This window comes from Terriglobus sp. 2YAB30_2, assembly GCF_052114765.1.
GTDB lineage: Bacteria > Acidobacteriota > Terriglobia > Terriglobales > Acidobacteriaceae > Terriglobus.
Genome location: NZ_JBFRFJ010000009.1, coordinates 61601 through 86673, shown reverse-complemented (window position 1 = coordinate 86673; position 25073 = coordinate 61601). Strand labels below are relative to the sequence as shown.

Annotated in this window: 22 protein-coding genes; 18 read left to right on the top strand and 4 right to left on the bottom strand. The window is 59.6% G+C overall.

Going from position 1 to position 25073, the window contains the following annotated elements; genetic code table 11:
• The first annotated feature begins 65 nt into the window (after positions 1-65).
• From AB4Y89_RS14885 to AB4Y89_RS14865, 5 genes are all read left to right on the top strand, one after another.
• A complete protein-coding gene (locus tag AB4Y89_RS14885; protein ID WP_442301722.1) occupies positions 66-1217 on the top strand; it encodes a phospholipase D-like domain-containing protein in 1152 nt (383 codons plus the stop codon).
• Positions 1218-1372: 155 nt separating this feature from the next.
• Positions 1373-2473 (top strand): 23S rRNA (adenine(2503)-C(2))-methyltransferase RlmN, encoded by a 1101-nt coding sequence (gene rlmN / locus AB4Y89_RS14880; protein WP_442301721.1) that lies wholly within the window; start codon positions 1373-1375, stop codon positions 2471-2473.
• Positions 2474-2581: 108 nt separating this feature from the next.
• Positions 2582-3013 (top strand): hypothetical protein, encoded by a 432-nt coding sequence (locus AB4Y89_RS14875; protein WP_442301720.1) that lies wholly within the window; start codon positions 2582-2584, stop codon positions 3011-3013.
• Positions 3014-3214: 201 nt separating this feature from the next.
• Complete coding sequence (locus AB4Y89_RS14870; protein WP_442301719.1) at positions 3215-3730, top strand: outer membrane beta-barrel protein; 516 nt, start codon at positions 3215-3217, stop codon at positions 3728-3730.
• Positions 3731-3769: 39 nt separating this feature from the next.
• Positions 3770-4918: a diflavin oxidoreductase gene (locus tag AB4Y89_RS14865; protein ID WP_442301718.1), complete on the top strand. Its 1149-nt coding sequence runs from the start codon at positions 3770-3772 to the stop codon at positions 4916-4918.
• Between the two features lie 333 nt (positions 4919-5251).
• On the opposite strand, the gene AB4Y89_RS14860 is transcribed toward AB4Y89_RS14865, so the two are convergent.
• Positions 5252-5683: a DUF6526 family protein gene (locus AB4Y89_RS14860; RefSeq protein WP_442301717.1), complete on the bottom strand. Its 432-nt coding sequence runs from the start codon at positions 5681-5683 to the stop codon at positions 5252-5254.
• 77 nt (positions 5684-5760) lie between these two features.
• Between AB4Y89_RS14860 and AB4Y89_RS14855 the strand changes: the two genes are divergently transcribed.
• From AB4Y89_RS14855 to guaA, 6 genes are all read left to right on the top strand, one after another.
• On the top strand, positions 5761-6627 hold the full coding sequence (locus AB4Y89_RS14855; RefSeq protein ID WP_442301716.1) for a deoxyribonuclease IV: 867 nt from the start codon (positions 5761-5763) through the stop codon (positions 6625-6627).
• Positions 6628-6703: 76 nt separating this feature from the next.
• The gene (locus tag AB4Y89_RS14850) at positions 6704-7708 is read left to right on the top strand and encodes a hypothetical protein (RefSeq protein ID WP_442301715.1); all 1005 of its coding nucleotides are present in this window, start codon (positions 6704-6706) and stop codon (positions 7706-7708) included.
• A 415-nt stretch (positions 7709-8123) separates the two neighbouring features.
• Positions 8124-10628, top strand: coding sequence for a leucine--tRNA ligase (leuS, locus tag AB4Y89_RS14845; protein ID WP_442301714.1), 2505 nt, complete (start codon positions 8124-8126; stop codon positions 10626-10628).
• A 380-nt stretch (positions 10629-11008) separates the two neighbouring features.
• Positions 11009-11926, top strand: a complete 918-nt coding sequence (locus AB4Y89_RS14840; protein ID WP_442301713.1) for a hypothetical protein — start codon at positions 11009-11011, stop codon at positions 11924-11926.
• 61 nt (positions 11927-11987) lie between these two features.
• Positions 11988-12158 (top strand): hypothetical protein, encoded by a 171-nt coding sequence (locus AB4Y89_RS14835; protein WP_442301712.1) that lies wholly within the window; start codon positions 11988-11990, stop codon positions 12156-12158.
• Between the two features lie 32 nt (positions 12159-12190).
• Positions 12191-13804, top strand: coding sequence for a glutamine-hydrolyzing GMP synthase (gene guaA / locus AB4Y89_RS14830; protein WP_442301711.1), 1614 nt, complete (start codon positions 12191-12193; stop codon positions 13802-13804).
• A 94-nt stretch (positions 13805-13898) separates the two neighbouring features.
• Here the strand turns inward: guaA and AB4Y89_RS14825 are convergent, their stop codons facing one another.
• A complete protein-coding gene (locus AB4Y89_RS14825) occupies positions 13899-15173 on the bottom strand; it encodes a POTRA domain-containing protein (RefSeq protein WP_442301710.1) in 1275 nt (424 codons plus the stop codon).
• 100 nt (positions 15174-15273) lie between these two features.
• Between AB4Y89_RS14825 and AB4Y89_RS14820 the strand changes: the two genes are divergently transcribed.
• The 3 genes from AB4Y89_RS14820 (at position 15274) to AB4Y89_RS14810 (ending at position 17991) form a co-directional block, all read left to right on the top strand.
• Positions 15274-15684, top strand: coding sequence for a hypothetical protein (locus AB4Y89_RS14820; RefSeq protein ID WP_442301709.1), 411 nt, complete (start codon positions 15274-15276; stop codon positions 15682-15684).
• Positions 15685-15796: 112 nt separating this feature from the next.
• The gene (locus tag AB4Y89_RS14815) at positions 15797-16453 is read left to right on the top strand and encodes a carbonic anhydrase (protein WP_442301708.1); all 657 of its coding nucleotides are present in this window, start codon (positions 15797-15799) and stop codon (positions 16451-16453) included.
• A gap of 11 nt (positions 16454-16464) precedes the next feature.
• Positions 16465-17991, top strand: coding sequence for a SulP family inorganic anion transporter (locus tag AB4Y89_RS14810; protein ID WP_442301707.1), 1527 nt, complete (start codon positions 16465-16467; stop codon positions 17989-17991).
• A gap of 220 nt (positions 17992-18211) precedes the next feature.
• Here AB4Y89_RS14810 and AB4Y89_RS14805 read toward each other — a convergent pair whose 3' ends face one another.
• Both AB4Y89_RS14805 and rph read right to left on the bottom strand, forming a co-directional pair.
• Positions 18212-19222: a tagatose 1,6-diphosphate aldolase gene (locus tag AB4Y89_RS14805; protein ID WP_442301706.1), complete on the bottom strand. Its 1011-nt coding sequence runs from the start codon at positions 19220-19222 to the stop codon at positions 18212-18214.
• 155 nt (positions 19223-19377) lie between these two features.
• On the bottom strand, positions 19378-20106 hold the full coding sequence (gene rph / locus AB4Y89_RS14800) for a ribonuclease PH (protein WP_442301705.1): 729 nt from the start codon (positions 20104-20106) through the stop codon (positions 19378-19380).
• Between the two features lie 402 nt (positions 20107-20508).
• On the opposite strand from rph, the gene AB4Y89_RS14795 reads away from it, so the two are divergent.
• From AB4Y89_RS14795 to AB4Y89_RS14780, 4 genes are all read left to right on the top strand, one after another.
• A complete protein-coding gene (locus tag AB4Y89_RS14795) occupies positions 20509-21912 on the top strand; it encodes a sigma-54-dependent transcriptional regulator (RefSeq protein ID WP_442301704.1) in 1404 nt (467 codons plus the stop codon).
• An 11-nt stretch (positions 21913-21923) separates the two neighbouring features.
• Positions 21924-22427 (top strand): hypothetical protein, encoded by a 504-nt coding sequence (locus tag AB4Y89_RS14790; RefSeq protein WP_147647698.1) that lies wholly within the window; start codon positions 21924-21926, stop codon positions 22425-22427.
• Positions 22428-22678: 251 nt separating this feature from the next.
• Positions 22679-22906 carry a CDGSH iron-sulfur domain-containing protein gene (locus AB4Y89_RS14785; protein WP_263418966.1) on the top strand — a complete coding sequence of 76 codons (228 nt, stop codon included), beginning with the start codon at positions 22679-22681 and terminating at the stop codon, positions 22904-22906.
• 19 nt (positions 22907-22925) lie between these two features.
• The gene (locus tag AB4Y89_RS14780; protein WP_442301703.1) at positions 22926-25070 is read left to right on the top strand and encodes a CocE/NonD family hydrolase; all 2145 of its coding nucleotides are present in this window, start codon (positions 22926-22928) and stop codon (positions 25068-25070) included.
• The last annotated feature ends 3 nt before the right edge of the window (positions 25071-25073 follow it).

The following is a 25073-nucleotide window of genomic DNA, read 5'->3' as shown; positions in this document are numbered from 1 at the left end:
TTGTTATGGTGCTTAGAAAACATCCAAGCAGTCAGGAAAAGCATCTGTCTTATGTGAGCACTCACGTGAAGCTCCTTGTCCAGCCCGACGATGGCATCAAGCCTCTTCTAGCCGCCATCAACAAGGCAAAGAAAACCATACGAATCCTTATCTTTCGTTTTGACCGGTTTGAGATCCAGAAGGCTCTGGTCGCGGCCGTCGAGCGTGGCGTTACCGTCCAGGCGCTCATTGCCTACACAAATCGTGGGGAAGAGAAGAACCTGCGCAAGCTGGAAATGCAACTTCTGGAAAGAGGCATCACGGTCAGCCGCACTGCCAATGATCTTGTGCGGTATCACGGCAAGATGATGATCGTTGACGACAAGGAACTCTATCTTTTCGCCTACAACTACACCCACCTGGATATCGACCTTAGCCGGTCGTTCGGTGTTGCCATCAGGACGGTGTCCACGGTGAAAGAGGCGGTCGAGCTCTTTGAGGCGGATGCCCATCGCGTTGCCTTCAAGGCAAAGTCAAAGAACTCAGGCCTGGTCATCAGCCCGGTTAACGCGCGCGAACGGCTGACCGACTTCATTCGCAAGGCGAAGAAGCGGCTCTCCATCTACGAAATGAAGATCAGTGATGCTGACTTCCTTCGCCTCTTGCAGAAGAAGATTGCGGAAGGGGTAGAAGTCCGCGTGCTATCCCGGGCCTCTGCCAAGAGCGATATCCTTCCGGTCCGGAAGATTGCCATGCGTCTGCATGCGCGGGTTATCCTGCGCGATTCGGAATCCGCCTTTATCGGCAGCCAGAGTCTGCGCAAGCTCGAACTGGAGGTCCGGCGCGAGGTCGGCGTGATCTTCAAAGACACGAAGGTGGTGAATCAAATCGAAGCCGTCTTCGACCGTGACTGGAAGAAGTCTGAGCCGATTGTTCCCGAAAATGCCATGGAGGCCGCCTTTGACGTCCCGGCGAAGAAGGTCGCCAAGGAGCTGGCCAAGAAGATTTCTGTTAAACCGGTCATCGAAAAGGTGCTGGACCGGGTGATGGATATCCGCGAGGACGCCCCGTTCGAGCCGGATGAAGTGGTCCAGACCGTCCGCGACGCTGTCCGGCAGGAGGTCCATGAGGCTGTGGCCGAAGCCCTGCGTAACCTTGCCCTGGACTGCGTCGGAACTGCCCCTGACGACCCAGAGCCGGAAAAGGAAAAAAAGGTTAGGCGGTTACGGAATGGCTGAACCAACCTTGTGGCGCTTAACCGGCTAGAGCATTTTCCCTGTAGGTGTAGTGCAGGGCTAGTGCATCTATGGGCGTTTTCCGCAAATGAAACGCCACTGCACGCTCCTCCCGGGATACCGAGCAACAGGAAAAATGCTCTATCCTTAAAGGTGGTATGCAGGCGGAGCCGCTTTTCGGGAAGAATCTGGACGAGTTGACCACCATAGTGGGTGGCGACACCCGTCGTGCGCGGCAACTGTGGCGGGCTCTCTACCGAGACCGTATCGCCACCCTTGATCCGCTTGCCGCCCGTCTGCGAGTACTGCTGGCAGGCGACGCTGAGGTGGGTTTACCTGTCATTGCGCAGACGGCCATCTCTGTCGACGGCACGGAACGCTACCTGGTGCACCTGGCGGACGGCGAAACCATTGAAACCGTCTGGATGCCCGAAGGAGAGGCCGACGGTTTTGATGGACGCGACCTTCGCAACCGAGGCCGCCTTGCCGACCAGGGATATCAGCGCGCCACCATCTGTATTTCGAGCCAGGTGGGATGCGCCGTCAACTGCCAGTTCTGTCTTACGGCGAAGCTGGGGGTAAAACGCAATCTCACCGCCGGAGAGATCGCCGGGCAGGTGGCTGCTGTACTCAACCGGCGCCAGATTCGTGTCGGCGTCGACCGCATCAACCTTGTCCTGATGGGCATGGGCGAGCCCTTCCTGAACTACGACGCAGTAATGAAGGCGATCGGCCTGATCGTGCAGGGAATCGGCATTCCTGCGTCGCGCATTACCGTTTCTACCAGCGGCATTGAGCCGGCAATTCGCCGTTTTGCAGCCGAAGCCATCCGGCCGAATCTCGCCCTCAGCCTGAACGCTCCGAACGACGCCATCCGCGAGCAGGTGATGCCCATCAACCGCAAGTGGAAGATCGCTGAGCTGCTCGAAGCGGTGAAGACGATCCCGCTCGGCAAACGCGGCTGGATCAACGTTGAGTACGTCCTTCTTGGGGGCATCAACGATCAGCCCGAGCACGCCTTGCAGGTGCTGGAGCTACTGCGAGACGTCCAGGCGAAGGTCAACCTCATCGTCTGGAACCCGGGCCCTGGGATCGCCTACCGCCAGCCTGAGCCCGCCGATGTCACCCGTTTCCACCGCATTCTCGTCGATAACGGTATGCCGACCTTTACCCGACGCCCCCGCGGCCGCGATATCTATGCCGCCTGCGGGCAGCTGAAGCGGACGCTGGAGGAGCCGGAGTTGGTTGCTCTGGGTTGATGTTGGCTGATTTATGGTCTGGATTCCGCAACTATCCGATGCCGTCTGGCTCTGAGTAGGATAAACGCCGCGTCCCGACCGCGAATTTCTTGAAGGAGGTCATCTTCCATGAAGACCACCCGCGTTTATCTCGCTATCCTCCTCGCCATTATGGTCGTAACACCAGTCGTAATGGCTGTGGCTGCCCAGCAGCAGGAAGAGCAGGTCATCAATAAGCAGGTTCCCGGCCCTGAGCCGCCTGCGGATCGTATGCTGGCTCTCTATACCAGGAAACTGAATCTCACTCCTGATCAGCAGGCGCAGATGAAGCCGCTTCTGGAAGAGCGGCAGCAAAAGCTGACCGCGCTGCGCAACGACAACTCGGTGCGGGGAGGGCAACGCCTCCATCAGGTGAAGCAGATTCGCGATGACGAAGACAAAAAGATCAACACCATCCTGAGCGAAGAGCAGAAGAAGCAATATGCCCAACTCGAAGAGCAGCAGATTGAGCGCATGCGGCAGCATCGCCGGGGCCAGCGGGCGCTTGACGAGGTGCAGTAGAACATTTCCCTGTAAGGGGTAGTGCCGGGTTTGTGCATCTATGGGCGTTTTCCGCAATGAAAACGCCGCTGCACTCCTCTTCCGGGTTACACACCCAAGTCCACCGTTTACCGTTGCGGTACACAGGTCCTGTGGATCGCTCTTTCCGCATCTAACCGGACGTAGTTTGTATAAATACCTCCCCGGAGGATGGGATACCTGATGAAACCCCGTCTGCTCGTTTTTGCAGCTCTTGTTTTAACTTTTTTCGTTTCTGGAAAGTCATCGCACGCGCAGGCGGTGTACGTCGAAGGAACCGCGTCCCGCATCAGCAATTCTGCGAGTGACAACTGGGTCTTTGGGCCGACAGTTGGCGTCTACTTCGATCGTGGCGGCGCTCTTCCGGCTCACATCGGTTTGGATGCGCGCGGCCAGTTTCTCTCCAAAGGTTCGACCAGTGTCAGGAACTTCATGATCGGCCCACGGGTCTCGTTCGTTCCACACGTCGTGCCCTTCAAGATCTATGGTCAGGCGGAGATAGGGTTTACCAATTACTCGGTCAACTCTGCCCAGATCGATCACACGGGTTTTGGATATCAGCTCGACGCCGGGCTGGAGACAACGCTGCTTCCACATATCGACTGGCGTGTGATCGAGTTCGGGTATCAGAACCTTTCCACGGGTTCGACCACTTACCATCCGGTCAACCTCAGCACCGGTCTGGCGCTCCGTTTTTAAGGCTGCTGGGTCCGTTCCGCTAAAATAGAGGGCGGACCCATGAGCACAGACAGCAAATACACCCGCAATAACCCTTACCAGTCGCGCGTCCTTGTCAATCAGCGTATGACGCTTGCCGACTCCGAGAAGGAGACACGGCACTACGAGCTGGAGCTTGAGCCCGGCATGCACTACACCCCGGGCGATGCCATCGGCATTCTTCCCGAGAACCGCCCTCACGCGGTGCACGACGTGCTGGAAGCCCTCGGATATACCGGAGAAGAGCGCGTTCTGGACCACTACAAGGTTGAGATCTCCCTGCACGAGGCCGTGCGTACTCGCCTCGGCATCGGCAAGCTGTCCCGCGGTAGCGTGACCGCCCTGGCCAAGATGGCCGACGGTCATCCCAAGGCGGAAGAGCTTCGCAAGTACACCCTTCCGGAGAACCGCTCCCTCGCCGAAGAGTATGTCTGGGGCCGTGAGTTCATCGACCTGATTACTGAATTCCCGGGCATTATCAAGAATCCGCAGGATCTCTTTACCGTGCTGCAGCGCCTGACGCCGCGCATGTACTCCATCGCCTCCAGCCAGGAGATGAACCCGAACGCAGTGCATACCATCGTGCGCGTCATTCGCTATGACACCCATGGTCGCGAGCGTCAGGGGCTCTGCAGCGGCCACCTCGCCGAGCGCGCTCCCCACGGACACAAGATGCCCGTCTTCCTGCACGAAAATAAGAACTTCCGTCTTCCCGAAGACTCCAACGCACCGATCATCATGATCGGCCCCGGCACCGGAATCGCGCCCTTCCGCGCGTTCCTGCAGCATCGCCAGGCGCTTGGCCACAAGGGCAAGAACTGGCTCTTCTTCGGCGAACAGCGTCAGGCCTCGGACTTCCTGTACCAGAGCGATCTGGAAGCCTGGCACAAGGACGGCCTGCTGAACCATTTCCACACGGCCTTCTCCCGCGATCAGAAGCAGAAGGTCTACGTGCAGGATCGCATGAGGGAGCATGCCGCCGAACTGTACAAGTGGCTGGAAGAGGGCGCGTACTTCTACGTCTGCGGCGACGCCAGCCGTATGGCCAAGGACGTCGAGAACGCTCTGCTGGATGCCATTGCCATGGGCAAGCACGGCACTCTTGATGATGCCAACGCCTACCTGGCCGAGCTGAAGAAGCAGAAGCGCTACCAGCGCGACGTCTACTAGGGGTATATCGACAATGTCGGAAACCCATACTCTGGGTGCCCCATCCATTGCATCGCAATGGGTGGGATATTCGCGAGGCACCCAGCCGTTTTAGCTGTGCTCTAGAGCATTTTCCCTGTAGCTGGGTATCCCGGAAGAGGAGTACAGCGGCGTTTTCATTGCGGAAAACGCCCATAGATGCGGAAGCCCTGCGCTACACCTACAGGGAAAATGCTCTAAGCGTCTCAGATCGATCAAATTCGTCGATACACTCTTAGAACATGCTGTTCGAAACGACAACAAGGCCCGGAGAGGATGCTCTCCGGGCCTTGTTGTTTTGGTCGAAATCATGGGTCAGACGCGGAAGTGGTCTGACCGCCACTGCTCAATGGCCTGCTTGATCTGCTTAGCCGACAGGTCTTCATTCCATGTCCGTGCAGCCAGCACCGGCAGCTCCTCATCGGAGGCGAACCGCAGCGCGATTAGTTGGCGCTCGTTCAATTTGGCGATGTTTCCTCGCTCACTCTCGGGCAACAGGGCCGTCAGGCGAAGCTTTTCTTCCAGCCGGATGACGCGGTCCTGCACTTTGAGTGAGTACATCCGCGTCTTGAGGGTGAGGAACGCAAGCAGAGGAGTCAATACTGCCAGGAAGATGTGCAGATCGTTTGGCCAGAGGAACGCATGCACGATGGCAACGATCGAGAGGATCGCCAGCAGAGGAAAGAGAAAGAGGTGGAACGGGGCATCCAGCCGCCCATGGTTCTTGTACGTCTGTGGTGCAGCCATCGTCGTTCAGGCTCCTTTACGGAATTGTGGAAGGGAAGACGACTTTCACACTACACCATCGCCGTTATGCTGAAGAGATGGCAACTCCAAAGAAGCGTATCGGCATTCACCTCTCCACCACCGGCGGTGTGTACACAGCCGTTACCCGCGCTGTCGAATGCGGCGCCAATGCCTTCCAGATCTTCTCTGCCAGCCCGCGCATGTGGAAGGCCGGCCCGGTGAAGCCGGCCGATGCCGCCAAGCTCAAGGAACTGCGCAAGCAGCACGATGTCGGCCCCGTGGCGATTCACGCCAGCTATCTGATCAACATGTGTTCGCAGACTGAGAGTGTTCGATCCAACTCCATCGCAGCCTTCCGTGGTGAGGTAGAGCGTGCCCTCGCCCTGGGAGCAGAGTTTCTTGTTCTCCACCCGGGAAGCTGGAAAGGGTTGACCCGGGACGAGGGTCTGCGGCTGGCCGCGCAGTCGATTGAGAAGGCGATCGATGGTCTGCCCTGGCAGGGAGCTGACTTCCGGATCCTGATTGAAAATACCGCCGGAGCCGAGTTCTCCCTCGGCGGTTCACTGGAGCAGGTCGCAGAACTCGTCGAGACGTTGCGTCCCTGCGCTCCGGTCGCCGTCTGCCTGGACACCTGCCACGTTCACGTCGCCGGCTATGACATCGTCAGCGAAGAGGGCTACGCCGAGACGACGCGGCAGATCGAGACCACCATCGGCTTCGAGACCGTCAAGGTCTGGCACTGCAACGACGCCAAGGCCGGGCGCGGTTCGAAACTGGACCGCCATGAGCATATCGGCGAGGGCACGATCGGCGCTCCAGCCTTTCGCCGCCTGCTGCGCGATGCCCGCTTTGCCCACTGCGCTTTCCTGGCGGAGACCCCGGTGGACGATCCGGGAGACACTCTGCGCAACGTCTCGGCACTCTGGACGCTTGCCGCTGGGTAAATAAAGTTGTCGCCCCCGTCGTCTTCGCGCGACTTCGCCCGTCTAGATGGGGTAGAAGCAACTGGGGGAAGAGCACATGAAGCTTCATTACATTACCTTGACAGGTGCGCTCGCTCTGGCGAGCGTTGCGATCGCACAGCAGCCGGGTCCTGAGGCAGGTCCGCAGGGACCGGGAATGCGCGCCGGACATGGCCCGATGGGCCCTATGGGACGCGGCATGGGAATGCGCCATGAGGTGGTCAGCAACGCTCCATACAGCGCTACCTTCACCGACACCCGTACTGAGAAGCTGCAGGACGGCTCCGTCCTGACCCACACCTCCACCCGCACCGTCGCCCGCGACACCCAGGGCCGCCTGCGTGAGGAGATCACTTTCGAGCCGCGCCGTGGAGCGAAGGTTGCCGCTGCAACCAAGAAGACCGAGGTTGTTGTCTTTGATCCGGTCGCCCAGACCGTTACCCGCTGGAACAACGAGAACAAGATCGCCCATGTGATGTCTCTTCCGCAGGGTGGTCACCGCGGTCCTGGTTTCGGGCCCGCTGGAGCCGCCCACCAGGGCGGACCCGAGGCTGGTCCCCGTCCGGCCGGCTTCGAGCGTCCCGGACGCGAGCGCGAGGGCGTGAGCTTTGCCTCCACAGACCTGGGCTTCAAGACGATGGATGGCCTGTCGCTCAGCGGCCGTAGAGTCACCCGTACTATTGCTCCCGGCGTCATGGGCAACGATAAAGAGATCGTCGTCTCTCACGAGAGCTGGTTCTCGAACGACCTGAAGGTGGTGATCTCCGAGACGGATACCGACCCGTTTGCCGGCAGCCACACCTTGGTAACCTCAAATCTCTCCCGCAATGAGCCCGCGGCAACCCTGTTCAAGGCGCCTGAAGGCTACACGGTGCAGCAGGATCAGCCCCGCTTCGGCAAGGGCGACGGCCGTAACTTCGGCCCGCGCCGCGGACCCGGCGGTGAGCAGGGACCGATGGGTCCCCAGCAGGGACCGATGGGTCCCCAGCAGGGACCGATGGGTCCCCAGCAGGGACCGATGGGTCCCCAGCAGGGCGGCCAGCTGCCTCCGGCCGGAGAATAAGCCCGTCCGATTCGTTTCTCCTCGAAGCCCGCCGGTCCATTGGCGGGCCTTCTCTTTTGTGCCAAAAGTGCTAGGGCGTGTCATCAAACTCGTGCCCGTCAGCGCCGGGAGCAGATTTTTTCGAGATCGAGGAGCGAGGAGAGAACTGCCGGTCCACTGGAACGACGAGTGACAAAGAGATCGGGAATCGGGGTCCCCAGTCAGCCTTGCTGGCTGGGTGAAGAAAATCTGCCCCGGCCCTTCGGGTTGCGGCGCAAATTCGCCCATACTTCGTTGTCGGCCTCGACTGTGGACACCCGCCACAGCCTTCGGCCTCCGCCTTGTCTGGACCAATTTGCGCTCGCAACGCTGGCGGCAGGAGTTTGATGACACGCCCTAGACTCACCCTTTTCTTTACAATCGATGATGTATGTCCATGGAAGAAAAGCAGCAGCGTTATAACCCCGCTGAGATTGAACCACGCTGGCAGCAGCGCTGGGACGCGGATCCCAACCTCTACGCCGCCGAGCCCGCAGGCAGCGGCAAGCCCAAGTATTACGTGCTGGAGATGCTGCCGTATCCCAGTGGCAAGCTGCACATGGGCCACGTTCGCAACTACTCCATCGGCGACGCCCTGGCGCGCTTCATGTGGATGCGCGGGTACAACGTCCTGCACCCCATGGGATGGGACTCCTTCGGCCTGCCCGCCGAAAACGCCGCTCTGAAGAACAACACCCCGCCGCGCGAGTGGACACTCTCGAACATCGCCGAGATGCGCAAGCAGATGAAGCGCATGGGACTCAGCTACGACTGGGAGCGTGAGGTCACCACTTGCCTGCCTGACTACTACAAGTGGAACCAGTGGTTCTTCCTCCGCATGTTCGAGAAGGACCTGGCTTACAAGAAGAGCAGCAAGCTGAACTGGTGCCCGCAGTGCGCCACCGTGCTGGCCAACGAACAGGTGATCGATGGCCGCTGCTGGCGGCACGAAGATCAAATTGTCGAGCTGCGCGAGATGGACCAGTGGTTCTTCCGTATTACGCGCTATGCCGACCAGTTGCTCGAAGGTCTGGACAGCATGCCGGGCTGGCCCGAGAAGGTGCGCACCATGCAGCGCAACTGGATCGGCCGCAGCGACGGCACCCTCGTCGACTTCGCTGTGGAAGGTCACGACTGCCCGATCACCGTCTTCACCACGCGTGTGGACACCATCTTCGGCGCCACCAGCGTTCAGGTAGCACCAGAGCACGCCGCTGCTAAGGCATTTGCCGCTGAAGACGCGGAACTGGCGAAGAAGATCGATGAATTGCTCGCCCAGCAGCAGGCAGCACGCGAGACCGGCGATATCGGCAACATCGAGAAGCACGGTTATCCCACCGACCGCTTCGCCGTAAATCCCTATAACGGCGAGCGCGTGCCTATCTGGATCGCGAACTACATCCTGGCTGACTATGGCACCGGCGCCATCATGAGCGTCCCAGCGCACGATGAGCGCGACTTCGAGTTTGCGACGAAGTATGGCCTGCCGATCCGGAGAGTGCTCGCTCCCAATGTTGATGTGGCCGAGCAGCCCGAGCTTCCATATACGGCGGAAGACGATGCCGTGCTCATCGACTCCGGTGAGTTCACCGGCGAAGCCGCGCTCGAAGCCCAGCAGAAGATGGCGAAGCATGCCGAGTCGCACGGCTTCGGCAAGGCCACGGTTACCTGGCGCTTGAAGGATTGGGGCGTCAGCCGTCAACGGTACTGGGGCACGCCGATTCCGGTTGTCTACTGCGAGAACGATGGTATAGTTGCGGTTCCCGACGATCAGCTTCCGGTCCTGCTTCCCGACAATATCGAGATCACGCAGCAGGGCGGTTCACCGCTCGGCAAGGTCGCGGAGTTTGTCCACACGACCTGTCCGAAGTGCGGCGGCCCGGCACGCCGCGAGACCGACACGATGGACACCTTTGTCGACTCGTCCTGGTACTTCTATCGCTACACCGATGCGAAGAACGACGGCGCGCCATTTGACTCTGCCACGACGAACTATTGGTTTCCGATCGACCAGTACATCGGCGGCGTGGAACACGCCATTCTGCACCTGATCTACTCGCGCTACTGGACGAAGGTGATGCGCGATCTCGGTCTCATCGACAACGACGAGCCGGCGACCCGCCTCTTTACGCAGGGGATGGTCATCAAAAACGGCGCGAAGATGTCCAAGTCGAAGGGCAATGTCGTCTCTCCCGACGACATGATCGCGCAGTACGGCGCCGATGCTACCCGTATGTATGCTCTCTTCGCTGCGCCTCCTGATCGCGACCTGGAGTGGCAGGAAGAAGGCGTCGCCGGTATCAGCCGCTTTCTCTCGCGCGTCTATCGCCTTACCACCAAGTACGCTCCTGGAATTGCGACGATCGAAGACACGGCAGGGAACCAGGCGCTCACACCCGCCGGCCTGAAACTGTTGCGCAAGCTGCATCAGACCATCGCCAAGATCTCGCAGAACTTCTCCGGCCGCTGGACCTTCAACACCTGCATTGCTGCCGTTATGGAACTCGTGAACGCGATCGTCGACGCAGAGCCCGCGATGGACTCCGGCGAGGTCTCGACCGCTACGCAGAAAGAGGTCTTTACCGCCCTCGTGCTTCTGCTCGCTCCCTTTGCTCCGTTTCTGTCGGCGGAGCTGTGGGAGGTTCTGGGGCACTCCGGAGTTGTCTTCCGCCATGCGTGGCCCGAAGCTGACGAAGAACTCGCCAAGGAAGACGAGCTGGAGATCCCCGTACAGATCAACGGCAAGCTCGCAAATGTCGTCAAGGTGCCTGCCGGTTCCGGCGAAGATGTCATCAAGGAGACGGCGCTCGCCGATGAAAAGGTGGCCGCACGTATTGCCGGCAAGACGGTGGTGAAGATCATCTACGTGCCCATCAAGCTGCTGAACATCGTCGTGAAGTAGTCAGGATTCAATAGCACCACTGCACCCGTTGCCCCATTCTTTCGCGAAGCGAAAGGGGGGTATCGCACTTTGCGCGACTGTTTTGCTGTCGCGTCTGAGGCGTATCGAGAAACTCGATTTCACTGCAGAGTTATAGGGCGGGCCTTCAGCCCTTTTTCTCTACGGGACATCAGACCTGGGGCGATGCCCCAGGCTGGTATAGAGCGCGCCTTCAGCGCTTAGAACCGTGACACCCTTTTTGCTTTGTCATTTTGGAGCGTAGCGGAGAAATCTGCTTTTCTACGTTGGTTCGGGTGGTAAGGAATACCCGAGATGCCTGACAAACAAAACCGAATTGGACTCAGGCCTTAAACTGGAATCAAGGAAGGCGAAGCAAACCCTTGTCCACCTACCAGAGCCAGTCCAGTAAGACCATTCGCGGTACCCAGAGCTTTGTCGGCACGATGTCCTGGGTATGGAAACATCCTCTCCTGGTAGGTCTGGAGATCCTGTGGCGCTGGCTCTGGGGTATTCCCGCGTTATGGCTCACGGTGCGCACCACAAAACGAATCCTCGATCAGCACCCTGTCGACTGGGCCGCGCTGCAACACGCTTCGCTGCTCGATCCCATGCACGCTGCTGAGGTCGCCGGCGCAATCATCGCGGTACTCGCGGCACCAGTCACGGAAGCGCTCACCTGGCTGCTCCCTCTGCTGATGCTCACCTGGGTGGCGGCGCATACCATCGGCCGCACCATTGTGCTGCACCGTATCGACGGGGAGCTAGTCCCTCGCCCGGCTACCTTCCTGTTGCTTACGCTGCTGCGTCTTACAGCCCTCGCGCTCGCGTTCGCCGTGTGGTGGCGTTCGCTGCTCTGGTCGTCCACTATCACCATCGCCAATCCCATCGCACAGGGCAGGGAACCGAACCTCGTCGGCTACTGCGCGCTGCTCATCATCTTTTCCATGGGTGTCTTCGTCCTGTGGGGTGTGTTGAGCTGGGTCTTCTCCCTTGCTCCCTTGCTCGCGGTTGTCCGTCAACTGACCGCAGCGCAGGCCATCCGTGAGTCCTTCCGCCTGGGCGCACTGCGGCAGAAGCTGGTTGAGATCAACCTGGTAATGGGCATCGTCAAGATCGCGCTGATCGTGCTCGCGATGGTCTTCTCCGCGACGCCCCTACCCTTCCAGGGAGTAACGACAGAGAGCTTCCTGCACACATGGTGGGCCGGTGTCACCGTCGCTTATCTGATCGCGTCAGACTTCTTCCACGTGGCGCGTACGGTGGCATACCTTCAGCTCTATCGCCGCGCGACAGGGTGATGCCGGAGCACAACGCCGCTCTTTGCTGCTGCATCCTACTCCCGCAGCAAGGAGGGACAGCATGTCCTTTGGCCTGTATCTAGTTGGCTATATCCTTTTCATCGCCGGTGTCGCCTATGCGGCTCATCTGGCGCATGTCCCGCAGCATTGGATCTTCGCGCTGATTCTGGTTTTGGCCGGAGCCGGGGTGCTGACGGGCGTCAAGAATACGAGGCACAAAGACCCGGCCTAGGGCGGCGATTGGGCACATCGTAAAATAGGTTCGTGGACTCCCAAATCGCCGCTGACGCCGCATCGACTTCCACCATCGTTATTCTCGACTTCGGATCGCAGTACACCCAGCTCATTGCTCGCCGCATCCGCGAGTTCAATGTCTTCTCCGTGGTGTTGCCCTGCACCGCTCCGCTGAGCGACGTGCTTGCCCTGAATCCGAAGGGCATCATCCTTTCCGGTGGCCCCAGCTCGGTCTATGACGCCGACGCTCCTGCCGCTGACCCGAAGGTGTTGACCACCGGCATGCCCATCCTCGGCATCTGCTACGGTCTGCAGTTCATCACCCATCATCTCGGCGGCAAGGTGCATCCTGCGGATAAACGTGAGTACGGCCATGCGCGCGTCCAGATCGCCAGCCACAACCGGCTCTTCGCCGGCCTGCCGCAGGAGATCAACGTGTGGATGTCTCATGGCGACTCCGCTGTGAAGCTTCCCGAAGGCTTTACCCAGACCGCGCAGACTTCCAGCGCGCTGGCCAGCATTGCCAACGAAGAGAAGCGTATCTGGGCAGTGCAGTTCCATCCCGAGGTCAATCACTCGGAAAAGGGCAGCGAGCTGCTACGCAACTTTGTCATCGAGATCTGTGGCGCCAAGCCTGACTGGACTCCGGAACACTTCATTCAGTCCACCATCGAGCGCGTACGCGCACAGGTTGGTCCCAGAGGACACGCCATCTGCGGTCTCTCCGGTGGCGTGGACTCATCAGTCGCGGCCGTTCTGGTCCACAAGGCCATCGGCGATCGCCTCACCTGCATCTTCGTCAACAACGGCGTCCTGCGTAAGGATGAGTTCGCCAAGGTGCAGGCCACCATGCGCGAGAAGCTCGGTCTGAAGGTCATCGCGGTCGATGCGGGCGAACGCTTCCTCTCGCGCCTCTCCGGCATTACCGATCCCGAAGCCAAGCGCAAGATCATCGGCAACGAGTTCATCGCGGTCTTCGACGATGAGGCAGAGACGATCCTGAAGGACCTCGAAACCAAGGGCGTCGCTGAGCACGATGCCGAAGGCAACGAAGTCGCCTGGCTGGTGCAAGGAACGCTGTATCCGGACGTCATTGAGTCGTCATCGGTGAAAGGCCCGTCGCAGACCATCAAGAGCCATCACAACGTCGGCGGCCTGCCGGAGAATATGAAGCTCAAGCTGATTGAGCCGCTGCGCGATCTCTTCAAGGATGAAGTCCGCCGCATCGGCCGCGACCTCGGCATGCCGGAAGAGATCCTGGAGCGCCAGCCCTTCCCGGGCCCTGGCCTGGCTGTCCGCATCCTGGGCGAGATCACGCCGGACCGTGTCGCCATCCTGCAGGAGGCAGACGCTGTCGTCGTCGAGGAAATCAAAGCCGCGGGACTCTACCGCCAGCTCTGGCAGAGCTTCGCGGTGCTGCTCCCGGTAAAGACCGTGGGCGTAATGGGTGACCAGCGCACCTACGCTTACACATGCGCCATCCGCGCGGTGACCAGCGAAGACGGCATGACCGCTGACTGGGCTCCACTGCCGTACGAAGTGCTGAAGACTATCTCTAGCCGTATCGTGAACGAGGTGCGCGGTATCAACCGCGTAGTCTACGACATCACCTCGAAGCCACCGGGCACCATTGAGTGGGAGTAGTTGTGGTCAACGAATAGAACGATCGTTGGGGTGAAGATACGCGAAGCTTATGTGGGAGTATCGAGCGCAAGCGAGGAAATCCGTTTCCGTAGGATTACGCTCCCATCTTTTTGAAGCTCACTTCAAGTACCACGGTCTTCGACGTTGGATCGACCGTCTGCTTGAACGCACTGCTTGCGCCTTGAAACAGTTCGTTGGCGATATGCCACTTCAGGAACTCGCCTAAAGCTCCAGCGTCATAGACATCACCCGGCTTCAGCTTCCAATCCTGATCCCACACATTTCTCTGTGCGGGTGTGAGCCCAGTGACGCGGACCTCCTGCAATCGATAGATCTCGCCCGGTGTTACCTGCACCGTAAAGTTCGCTGTGTGGGTTGCATCGTCCAACACCGGAGGTGCATCGACAGTGATATCGAGATAGCCGTGCTGGCGATAACTGTTTTGAATCACTGCCAGCGCGCTTTGCAGCGCACGCTGCGAAGCCACCGAACCGTGCTGCAACTTCGCACCGGCCACGAACTGTTGCTCCGTCATCCACGGTGCTCCGGTCCACGAGACTACTCCGAGCTTGTACGCCTCTCCCTCCTGTACCGTTGTCGACAGCGAGACCTGCACTGGTCCTGTCCCGCTGATCGTTCGCTGCAGCGGAGTGAGCTTCGCCGTTAGATATCCGGCATCGCGAAAGATCGCCAGCAGGGTAGCGGAGATATCCTGCCCACCGACTCCCTCGTTGTACGGACGTCCTGCCAGAGCCGTGGTCATCTTTTGCACATTGGTCTGCATCGCAGGTGAGACACCATCCACCCGCACGCTGCTTATCACCACCGCCGGTGACACGATGCGGAACGCAGCTACACGGAAGGGAACTCCGGGACGAGGCTCAAGGACTTCCTCGCTTACCTTGGCTCCAGTCAGACCTTTTTCCTGCAGCATCGCCTCCAATGCCGTTTGCACTGAAGCCTGTAGAGAACCGGCCTCGGGAATGGTTTCTCCGCCGAGTGGAACACGGCGGCTGATCTCTGCCTTCAACTCTTCCGGAGACCACCATGCAAAGTTGGCGTACGAGATATGCAACAGCTTGGCGGTGTCCACCGGCTTGACCTTGAAAATCACCGAGATAGCCTTCATAGGGCCATCCAGGGTGGCTTGCATATCGTCGAAGGCGCCCGTGTCGACCAGCCGCTGAGCTGCAGCTTGCAAGGTCTGGTTGTTCAGCGTCTGTCCCGGTTTCAGACCGGAAGCGGCTTCGAGTTCCGTCTGGGTGTAAGGATTTTGACCATCGAAGACGATTTTCTTGATGGTGTACTGTGCGTTGGCGGCGGCAGAAACGGCAAAAAGCAAAGCAGTTATGCGGATAAGCGAGCGCATGGATACGGCGATGCTATCCCGCTCCGGAATAGGAGGCAATAAAACTTGCTCACCTTCTGGGTTGGCAGGCGTACATTCTGTGGGACAATACACCAAAGCTATGCGCAAAACTCACTACCTCGTACGAACGGCCTTGCTGATGGCTCTCGCCCTCGGCATGAACCTGCTTTCGTACGGGGATATCGCGCATGGCCGTCGCGCGCCTCACCGTTCGCGCATCAGCTATTCGCACGTTCCGCCGCATGGATCGCACCGGCCTACCGGTCGCAGTGGACGCACGCTGCGCCTTGCCGCCGCCGACAATCACGCGCCGGAAGTCGCCGAGGCAACCGTAATCCCGAAGATGAAGCCGATCGATCCGGTGGTTGTAACGCCGGCCGTCGCTCTGCCGTATCAGGGCCCGATCCTTCAGCCCGAGATGATCTCCGAGCCCCTGGCTCAGGTCAATGAGATTGCCGCCGGTTCTGCTCCCCGCGCGCCGGGCGGCTCCCGCGCACCTCCCATCGTTTAGTTCTCCGCTCGCAAAGCCCCTGTGTTTGTGAGCGCCGTCGTGTATCTGCACGTTGGCGTTCCCGCAGACGCACCCGCTTATTCGATGTGCACCATTTAGGAGATTGCAAACGATGCAACGCCTTCTCGACGGGTATGCCCGTTTTAGAAACGAAGTTTTTCCGAATCATTCCTCGCTCTTTTCGCAGCTTGCCCGTGGGCAAAAGCCGGAGGTCTGCCTCATCACCTGCTCCGACTCGCGCGTCATGCCGGAGATGATTCTGCAGTGCGAGCCCGGCCAGATCTTCCCCATCCGCAATGCCGGTAACCTGGTGCCGCCTCCGGGAGAGTCGCACAGCGGCGTCACTGCGACAGTGGAATACGCGGTCAAGGCGCTGAAGGTGGCCGATATCGTGGTCTGCGGCCATACCGGCTGCGGCGCAATGAAGGAGTTTCTGGAGCGCAAGCACGTTGAGGAACTGCCTCTCGTACATGCGTGGCTTCGTCATGCCGGACCATCCGCGAAGTGGCTGCGCAGCCTCTTTGAAGAGGCGGGTGCGATCTCGCTTGAGAAGCAGACCGAGCTCCTCATCCAGGCCAACGTCATGACGCAGCTCAACCATCTGGCTCAGCAACCGGCGGTCGCAGAAGGTCTGGCGAACGGTACGGTGCGCCTGCATGGATGGGTCTATGACATCGCAACCGGCGAGATTATCGCTCTCGACAATGAATCCGGCGCTTTCCTTCCACTTACGGTCGGCGCCGGTGACGAAAACCGTCGTATCGCATAAAGGAAATCATCATGAAGAACACAGTCTCGCAGCCGGCAAACGGCGCTCTGGTGAAAGACCTTTCAGCGTCGTTGGTCGTATTTCTCGTAGCCCTGCCGTTGTGTATGGGCATCGCTCTGGCATCCGGCGTTCCGCCAGCCCGCGGTCTTGTTACCGGCATTATCGGCGGCATCATCGTCGGCCTGTTCTCCGGTTCACCGCTGCAGGTCAGCGGCCCGGCTGCGGGACTGGCCGTTATCGTCTTTGAGCTCATCCATGAGCACGGTATCTCCGCGCTCGGCCCCATTCTTATTCTCGCTGGAGCCATGCAGCTTACCGCGGGTCTGCTCAAGATGGGCCGCTGGTTCCGCGCCATCTCCCCTGAAGTGATTCACGGCATGCTCGCCGGCATCGGCGTCCTCATCGTGATTCAACAGTTCCATGTTGTTCTGGACCGCACCCCAAAGTCCAATGGCCCGGCAAATATTCTCGCTATGGGCGAGGCCGTCTTCGGCGGTCTCTTCCCGCTGAATGGCAGCAAGGAAGAAGCGGCGGCTCTGGTCGGCATCATCACGCTCGGTGTCATGCTGCTATGGGAGCGCTTCCGTCCCGCGAAGCTGCGGCTGCTTCCCGGAGCCCTGCTTGGTATCGCCGCTGGAACCACCGCAGCCCAGGTCTTCCATCTCGGTGTGAACCGCGTCAACGTTCCCTCAAACCTGAGCGATATGGTCAGCATCACCGGCCCGTCGACCATGGCGTCGGTCAACTGGTTCAGCCTCATCGGCACGGCCGCCGCGCTCGCGTTTATCGCTTCCGCGGAGACGCTGCTTTCAGCCGCTGCCGTCGATCAGATGCAGACGCGTGTACGGGCGAACTATGACAAAGAGCTTGCTGCCCAGGGTGTCGGCAACATGCTCTGCGGTTTCCTCGGCGCTCTGCCGATGACCGGCGTCATCGTGCGCAGCTCCGCCAATGTGCAGGCCGGCGCAGAGACCCGCAAGTCCACTATCCTGCATGGTCTTTGGCTGCTGCTCTTCGTGCTGGCAATGCCCTTCGTCCTGCGGATGATTCCTACCGCCAGCCTTGCCGCTGTGCTGGTGCTTACGGGCATCAAGCTGGTGAAGCCGAAGGATGTGTTGCACCTTCGCCGCTTCGGCTGGGCCCCCGTTGGCATCTACCTGCTCTCCATGGGCACCATTGTGGCTACCAACCTGCTGACAGGCGTTCTGGTTGGCATCGGTCTTTCACTGCTGCGCGTACTCTGGAAGGTGACGCACCTTGAGACCCACGTGGAGGAGAAGGACGACATGACGGAGGTCCACTTCTCTGGTGTCGGTACCTTCCTGGCGATTCCGAAGATTACCGCCGCGCTCGATCAGGTATCTATAGACAAACCTGTGGTTGTCCATACACACTCTCTGCGGTATGTCGATCACGCGTGCATCGAGGTGATCGAAAGCTGGGCCGAGCGCCGCCAGGAACGCGGGAGTATCGTCCACTTAGAGGTTGAGATGCTGCATCGCCGCTACCATACACCGGTCAGCCGCAGCATCGCGTAAAGTTTGCTCTTTGCTGTGTGCCGGTTCTGCCAGAGGACTGGCGCCATTCAAAGCAAAGAGCAGGGCCCGCCAACTTGGCGGGCCCTCTTTCTTTTCCTTGCTTGAGCTAGAGCATTTCTCCTAAAGGTGTAGAGCGGAGTGTTGGCAGTTTGCGCCGTTTTCCTTCGAAGAAAACGGCATTCACAGATTTATCCAACGCTACAGTATTAGGAGAATTGCTCTAGCCGAGCTCTTCCAGGCTATTAACGCCGAACTTCACATACCACGGTGTTGCTGCCTGCAGCGCCTTGTTCACGTTGTTAATGTTCTCCACACCGGTCGTGTTCAACCAATCCTCAAAGGCCTTGGCGCCCTGCTTGGCGAAGATGGAGATGCCGTCGTACCAGGTGGCGCGGCCACAGAGTACACCGTTGAACTTCGTGCCTGACTCGGCCGAAAGTTCCAGCGTCTCGATGAACACCGGATTGGTCACACCAGCCGACAGATAGATGAAGGGCTTGTGCGTCATCGATTCCGCATCACGGAAATGCTGCAGCGCCTCAGCGCGTGAGTATGCCTTCTCGCCCTTGAACGCCCGTGTGCCTTCCACGAAGGCCATCTCGACCGGAACCTCGACCTTCAGCACATCGACTCCGTAGCGTTCCTTGCCGAATTCTGCCATCGATCCGGAGACGACCTCGGGCTTCTTCTTCGCGTACCCCAGCGTCTTCTCGCCGCCGCCGTTCTCGTCGTAGCCGACCGTCTCCAGGAAGAAGGGGATGTCGTGATAACGGCACTCGTCACCAATACGCTCCACCCAGGCGTGCTTCAGGTCATTGACGGTGCTGTCTTCGAAGGGAGTGTAGTAGAGCAGGATCTTGATGCAGTCTGCTCCGGCCTCCTTCAGGCGGCGGACGCTCCACACATCCAGCAGGTCCGGCAGTCTGCCTGGAGTATTGGCGTCATACCCGGTCTTCTCATAGGCCAGCAGGAGGCCCGCATTATTGCGCTGCTTGGCTGCCGGAAGCCCGAACTCCGGATCCAGAAGGATGGCCGAGGCATGCTTCGTCAGCACCGAGGTGACGTGAACCTTGAACTCCTCCAGATCGTGGGCAGTGGCGGCTCCGCCGCGCTCTTTGGCGATGGACTTCTGCAGCGATCCACGCTGATCCATAGCCGCGGCTGCAATGACACCGCGTTTATCCGATACCGCCTTCAAACCTGCCAATTTGCCGGGTGTGGGCTTGGTCATAAGGTCTCCTGCTTGTCTGTTCCTTTTGTGATCGGTTGATGTTCGAATGGGAATCTTCGTACCTGCGGTGTAGACATTAAACGAGCCCGAAGACTCCTGTCGAATTCGTGCTTACCACTGTACAACAAGCGTTCGATAATCGCGGGAAGATGCGATTATCGGACAGCGTCCCGCTGCAGCTCAAAAAGATGCCGAATGCCGATCTCCGCAAAGTCCAGCATCGTACCTAACTGTTCCCGGGTATAAGGATGGCGCTCTGCTGTCGCCTGAGTCTCCACCAGGCCGCCGCTTTCGGTCATGACGACATTCATATCCACTTCGGCCTGCGAGTCCTCTTCATAGCAGAGATCGAGCAGCACATTGCCTTCGACGATGCCGACGCTGGTGGCCGCGACCAGTTCGCGCATGGGGTTCCGTGGCAGTGTGCCTGCCTCCACCAGCTTGTTCAGCGCCATGGCAAGTGCTGCGCACGCGCCCGTGATTGCCGCCGTTCTGGTTCCGCCGTCAGCTTGCAGGACGTCGCAGTCCAGAATCACAGTCCGTTCGCCGAGCGCCGTCATATCGACCACAGAGCGCAGCGACCGTCCGATCAGACGCTGGATCTCATGGGTGCGTCCGCCGATCTTGCCTCTTTCTGCCTCGCGCGGGGTGCGTGTGAGGGTCGCCCGGGGCAGCATGCCATACTCGGCCGTTACCCATCCACGCCCGGAGTTGCGCAGCCAGCCGGGAACACCATTCTCGATGGTGGCGTTGCACAGCACGCGCGTATAGCCGGCCTCAATCAGAACCGACCCCTCCGCCATGCCGACAAAACCGGGGGTAAGGGAGGTGACACGAAGCTGATCAGCCTTACGATCGCCAGGACGAAGAAACGGAGTTGCCATGCAGCGATTGTAAAGAGCGTTGATCGATTCCCGTCGAGAAGCTCAGGCAGGACCATTTTGGGAGCGTCTCCGGACAGTTTCCGGGTAAGCCTGCAAAAGATTCGGGCCATATCAGCCCCGGTGCTTTCTTTTGCACACTTTTTTTATTTTGTTTTGAATCACTTACCAAATTGGTACAAGGAATGTGAAAATATCCATATTGTCGTGGTATAAGCAAGCTCTCTGGAGGTGTCTGCCAATGCGGGCGATCTTGTTGAGCTGTTCCGCCAACCCTATCCAAATCCTCCGTCTTTTTTCCTCTCATGGAGGGCTGAGATGAGAGGTCAAGCGTCTATGCAAACTCCTGCTCCCCGCTGGAAAACAGCTCAGCCCGCCCGCTCTGTCGTTGCACCGCCAAATGGCATGAATCTGCTAGTCGTCGATGATGACTCCGCCGTTCGCCACGCCTGCTGTGAAATCGGTAAGAGTGCCGGCTTCCAGATCTTTGCCTCGGGAACCATCGCCGAGAGCGAAGCGATTCTTAATGAACAGGCGATCGATATTGTCCTGCTCGACCTTCGCGTGCCCGGCGGCAGCAGTCTCGATCTCCTGGAACGTGCCCGCTCGGCGCATCCGGAGCTGGTCGTCATCCTGATGACGGCATTTGCCACGGTCGCTTCCGCAGTAGAGGCGATGCGCAACGGCGCCTCGGACTACCTCACTAAGCCTTTTGCGCTGGAAGAACTGATGCAGGTTCTGGACCGCGCAAGGCGCCGCCGGACCTTTGAGCTGGAAGCCCGCCGCCTGCGGGAGGGGACCGGAGAGTCTCGTTCTCTGTCGAGCCTGCTGATCGGCAATACCGCCGCGATGCAGCAGCTTTCGCGCATGATCACCAAGGTGGCGCAATCGTCGCACCCGGTACTTATCTTGGGTGAGACCGGAACCGGCAAGGAGCTGGTTGCGCGCGCCGTCCATGAGGGCGGCGCTCACGCTGACCGCCCCTTTCTTGCCGTGGACTGCGGCGCCCTGGTGCCGAGCCTGATTGAGAGTGAGCTCTTTGGATACGTGAAAGGCGCCTTTACCGGTGCCGACAAGGCCAAGGATGGCTTGCTGGTAGCTGCGGACGATGGCACAGTCTTTCTGGATGAGATCGGTGACCTTCCTCTCGACATGCAGACCCGGCTTCTGCGTGCCCTTCAGGAAAAGGAAGTCCGTCCGATCGGTGCATCCGAGCCCGTTGCCGTGCACGCCCGTATCCTGGCTGCCACCAACCGCGACCTGCCGGCGATGGTTGAACAGGGAACCTTCCGCAAGGATCTGTATTTCCGGCTGAACGTCGTCAATCTGCGGGTTCCTCCGCTGCGTCAGCGCCGCGACGATATCCCGCTGCTCGCTGCCCACTTCCTGGAGCGCATGCGCCGTGAAGATGGAGTCGACTATGTCGTCTCCGACGAGGCGCTTCGTGTGATGCACGAATACGACTGGCCAGGTAATGTGCGGGAGCTGGAGCACGCGATTGAGCGTGCCTGCGCTATCTCTTCCGGGCCCGTCCTCACCATGGCGGAGCTGCCAACGCAGTTACAGGAGTACCGGGCCCAGACAGCGCGCGGCGGTTCGGTCATTGCGGCGGCGCCACCGGCCGAGCATGTAAGTGTTGCGACCTATCAGTCGCCGGGCATCGTCTCTATCGCGGAGCTTGAAAAGCAAGCCATTCTCAACACGATTCAACAACTCAACGGCGACAAATTGATGGCGGCGCGCTTGCTCGGTATCGGCAAGACGACGCTCTATCGCAAGTTGAAAGAGTACGGCATCGAGCACATCTAAGGGAGAGACCGATGGAAGCAACGATTCTGCTGGTCAGTGCTTCGGCAAAGGCGGAAGGCTGCGCGTCGTTCCTGTCAAAACGCCTCAACGCGTCGATTGAGATTGTCGCCAACCGCCGGTCGGCTTTGGCGACGCTGCGCCGCAATGAGTTCCAGGTTGTGATGGTCGATGCTGATCTGGCGATGCAGTATCCAGACGGCGCTGATCTCTTCTGGCAGCACTCCGGCCTGGCCCTGCCGATCCTGTTCCGTATGCCGGCGGAAGACTGCTCTGTGCTGCTCCGCGAGGTTCGTGCCGGGCTGGCACGCCGCGAACGAGAGCAGCAGCTCGCGCGGCGCGCCGTCACTGCATCCCTCGAGGCTGAGCTGAAGTCGTCGGTGACGGGGATTCTGCTGGAATCGGAGCTCGCCCTGCGCGAACCCGGACTTTCTCCGGTTCTGGAACGCCGTTTGCGCCACCTGACAGAGCTAGCCATCTCATTGCGCGACCGCCTGCGTCCGGAGCCCTCCAGCTAGCTGCTATTCGCAAATTGCTCGACCTTTCTTCGGATGCCCCGCCTTCGCAACGCTGAGCATTTTCCCTGTGGAGGCAGTGTGGGGCTTCCGCATCCTGTGGGCGTTTTCCGAAATGAAAACGCCGCTGAACACCCATCAGGGATACCCAGCAACAGGCAAAACGCTCTTGGGTGGGGAAGGACGCTCCAACTTGTTGGTGCTCGCCAACTGGTATGCTGAGCTTTCCATCAATCTAAGGAGAGCTATCCAGAATGTCCGAAGTATCGCCCGTCAAAATCACCGTTCGCCCCAACGGCCCCCTGCGTGTGGAAGGCCCCATCGTTCTCACGGATGCCGACGGCAAAGAGTGGGATCTGACCGGGAAGCCCGCCGTCTCGCTCTGCCGCTGCGGCGCCAGTGAGAAGCGCCCCTTTTGTGATGGCTCGCATAACCGCGTGGGCTTCCAGTGTGCGGCCAGCCCCGCCGGAAATCTGACCTAGTTCCTTTTGGAGTCTGCCGATGATGCTGCTGCGTTCGTACGCTCTTCGTAGCCTTGCCCTGCTTGCCGTATCTGCCCCTGTATTTGCTCAAAGCGCCGATGAGGCTTTGTTGAAGACTGCGGTGGGCGAGTACGCGCAGCATTCTGAGCCCGATGTCCTGGTGGCGGTTCGCCTCTCCGGCAGCGCGCTCACCCTGGAAAGTGAGCGCGCCCGCCGCGTTGCCCTTAAGCCTGAGGGAAGTGGTTTCACCACGGAGGGCGGCAACCAGGCCGTAGACTTTACGCGTGACGCCAGCGGAAAGGTCACAGGTCTTACCGTTGCGCGCGGCAACATGCATGTGGCGTACGACAAGATCGGTGACGCTCCCGTCACTGTCAGCCACTATCGTCCATACATCCGCACCGAGGCGATGATTCCTGCGCGCGACGGCGTTAAGTTGCACGTGGTCATCCTGCGGCCGGAAGGCTCTGAGAAATCCGGGGAGCCGTTGCCTGTCCTGATGTCGCGCACGCCCTACGGCGCGGGCGGAAGTTCGGACATGGTGAACGGCTCCAAGCCGGAGCTGGCCACCAGCGGCTACATCTTTGTCTACGCCGATATTCGCGGCCGTTATGGCTCCGAAGGCCAGTTCGTCATGAATCGCCCGGTCGTCCATAAGTACGGCGATCGTACCGATGCCAAGCTGGTGGATGAGAGCTCCGATACTTACGACACGGTCGAATGGCTGGTAAAGAACCTGCCGAACAATAATGGTCGCGTAGGTGTTCTGGGTGTCTCGTATCCCGGCTTTCTTGCCATGATGGCCGGCGTCGATCACCACCCGGCGGTGAAGGCGATCTCCCCCCAGGCTCCGATGACGGATGTCTGGATGGGTGACGACTTCTTCCATAACGGAGCCTTCCGCGAGACCTATGGCTTCGATTATGTGCAGCAGTTGGAGCGCGCCAAAGACGATCAGCGCGTTTCCATGAATGACGATCTCTTTGAGTGGTTCCTGAAAAACCGGAACTTTGAGGGCGCAGCCAAGGCAGCCGGCATGGATCACCTGCCGACAGCCAAAGCGTTCTTAACGCAGCCAAGCTATACGAAGTTCTGGCAGGAAATGGCTGTACAGGCCCGCCTGACTCAGATCGAAGTGCCGACTCTTGAAGTCGGCGGCTGGTGGGATCAGGAAGATATGTGGGGCACACAGGCAGAGTACGCTGCGCTTCGTCCGCACGACGGTAAGAAGGACAAGCAGCATGCCGTCTTCATGGTTCTCGGGCCATGGAACCACGGCGGCTGGGGAGCCACTTCACGCCATTTAGGAGCGGTTGATTTCGGAGCTCCCGCGGGCGATCAATACCGCAAGACCATTGAAGCTCCGTTCTTCGAGTTCTACCTGAAGGACAAACCCGGCTTCGATCTCAGGGACACTGCCAGCTTCCGCACCGGTGAAGATCAGTGGCATCGTTACGATGTCTGGCCGCCGAAGACCGGCTTCAAGACGGCGAAGCTCTATCTGGCTCCGCAGAAGAGTGTCAGCTTCGCAGCGCCAAAGGGGGACGACAAATCTTCGGTGGTCACCTACGTCGCTGATCCCGCGAATCCTGTTCCCTATCGCCCCCGGCCGATCCAGTCCACCTATGGCAATGGATCGAAGTGGCGGCAGTGGCTGGTGGAAGATCAGCGCTTCGTGACCAGCCGTAACGATACGGCTGTCTTCCAGTCGCTCGCGCTCGATAAAGACACCACCATCACCGGCGACATCGTCGCGGACCTTTTCGCTTCCACGACAGGCAGCGATGCTGACTGGGTTGTGAAGCTGATCGATGTCTATCCGGACGATGCTCCCGCGCCCATGGCTGGTTATCAGCTCATGATCGTCGATGAGATCTTCCGCGGCCGTTATAACAAGAGCTTCGAGAAGCCTGAAGCCATTGCTCCGAACCATGTCGCTGAGTTCAAGTGGAGTCTTCACGGAGCGGACCACACCTTCAAAAAAGGGCACCGCATCATGGTGCAGGTGCAATCCTCGTGGTTCCCGCTCTACGATCGCAATCCGCAGACCTTCGTGGAAAACATCATGACCGCTCCCGCGGATGCGTATAAGCCGCAGACGCAGAGCATCTATTTCTCGGCAGCCCATCCTTCGCACCTCGAAGTGCTGGTCCCCGCCGAGTAGGAG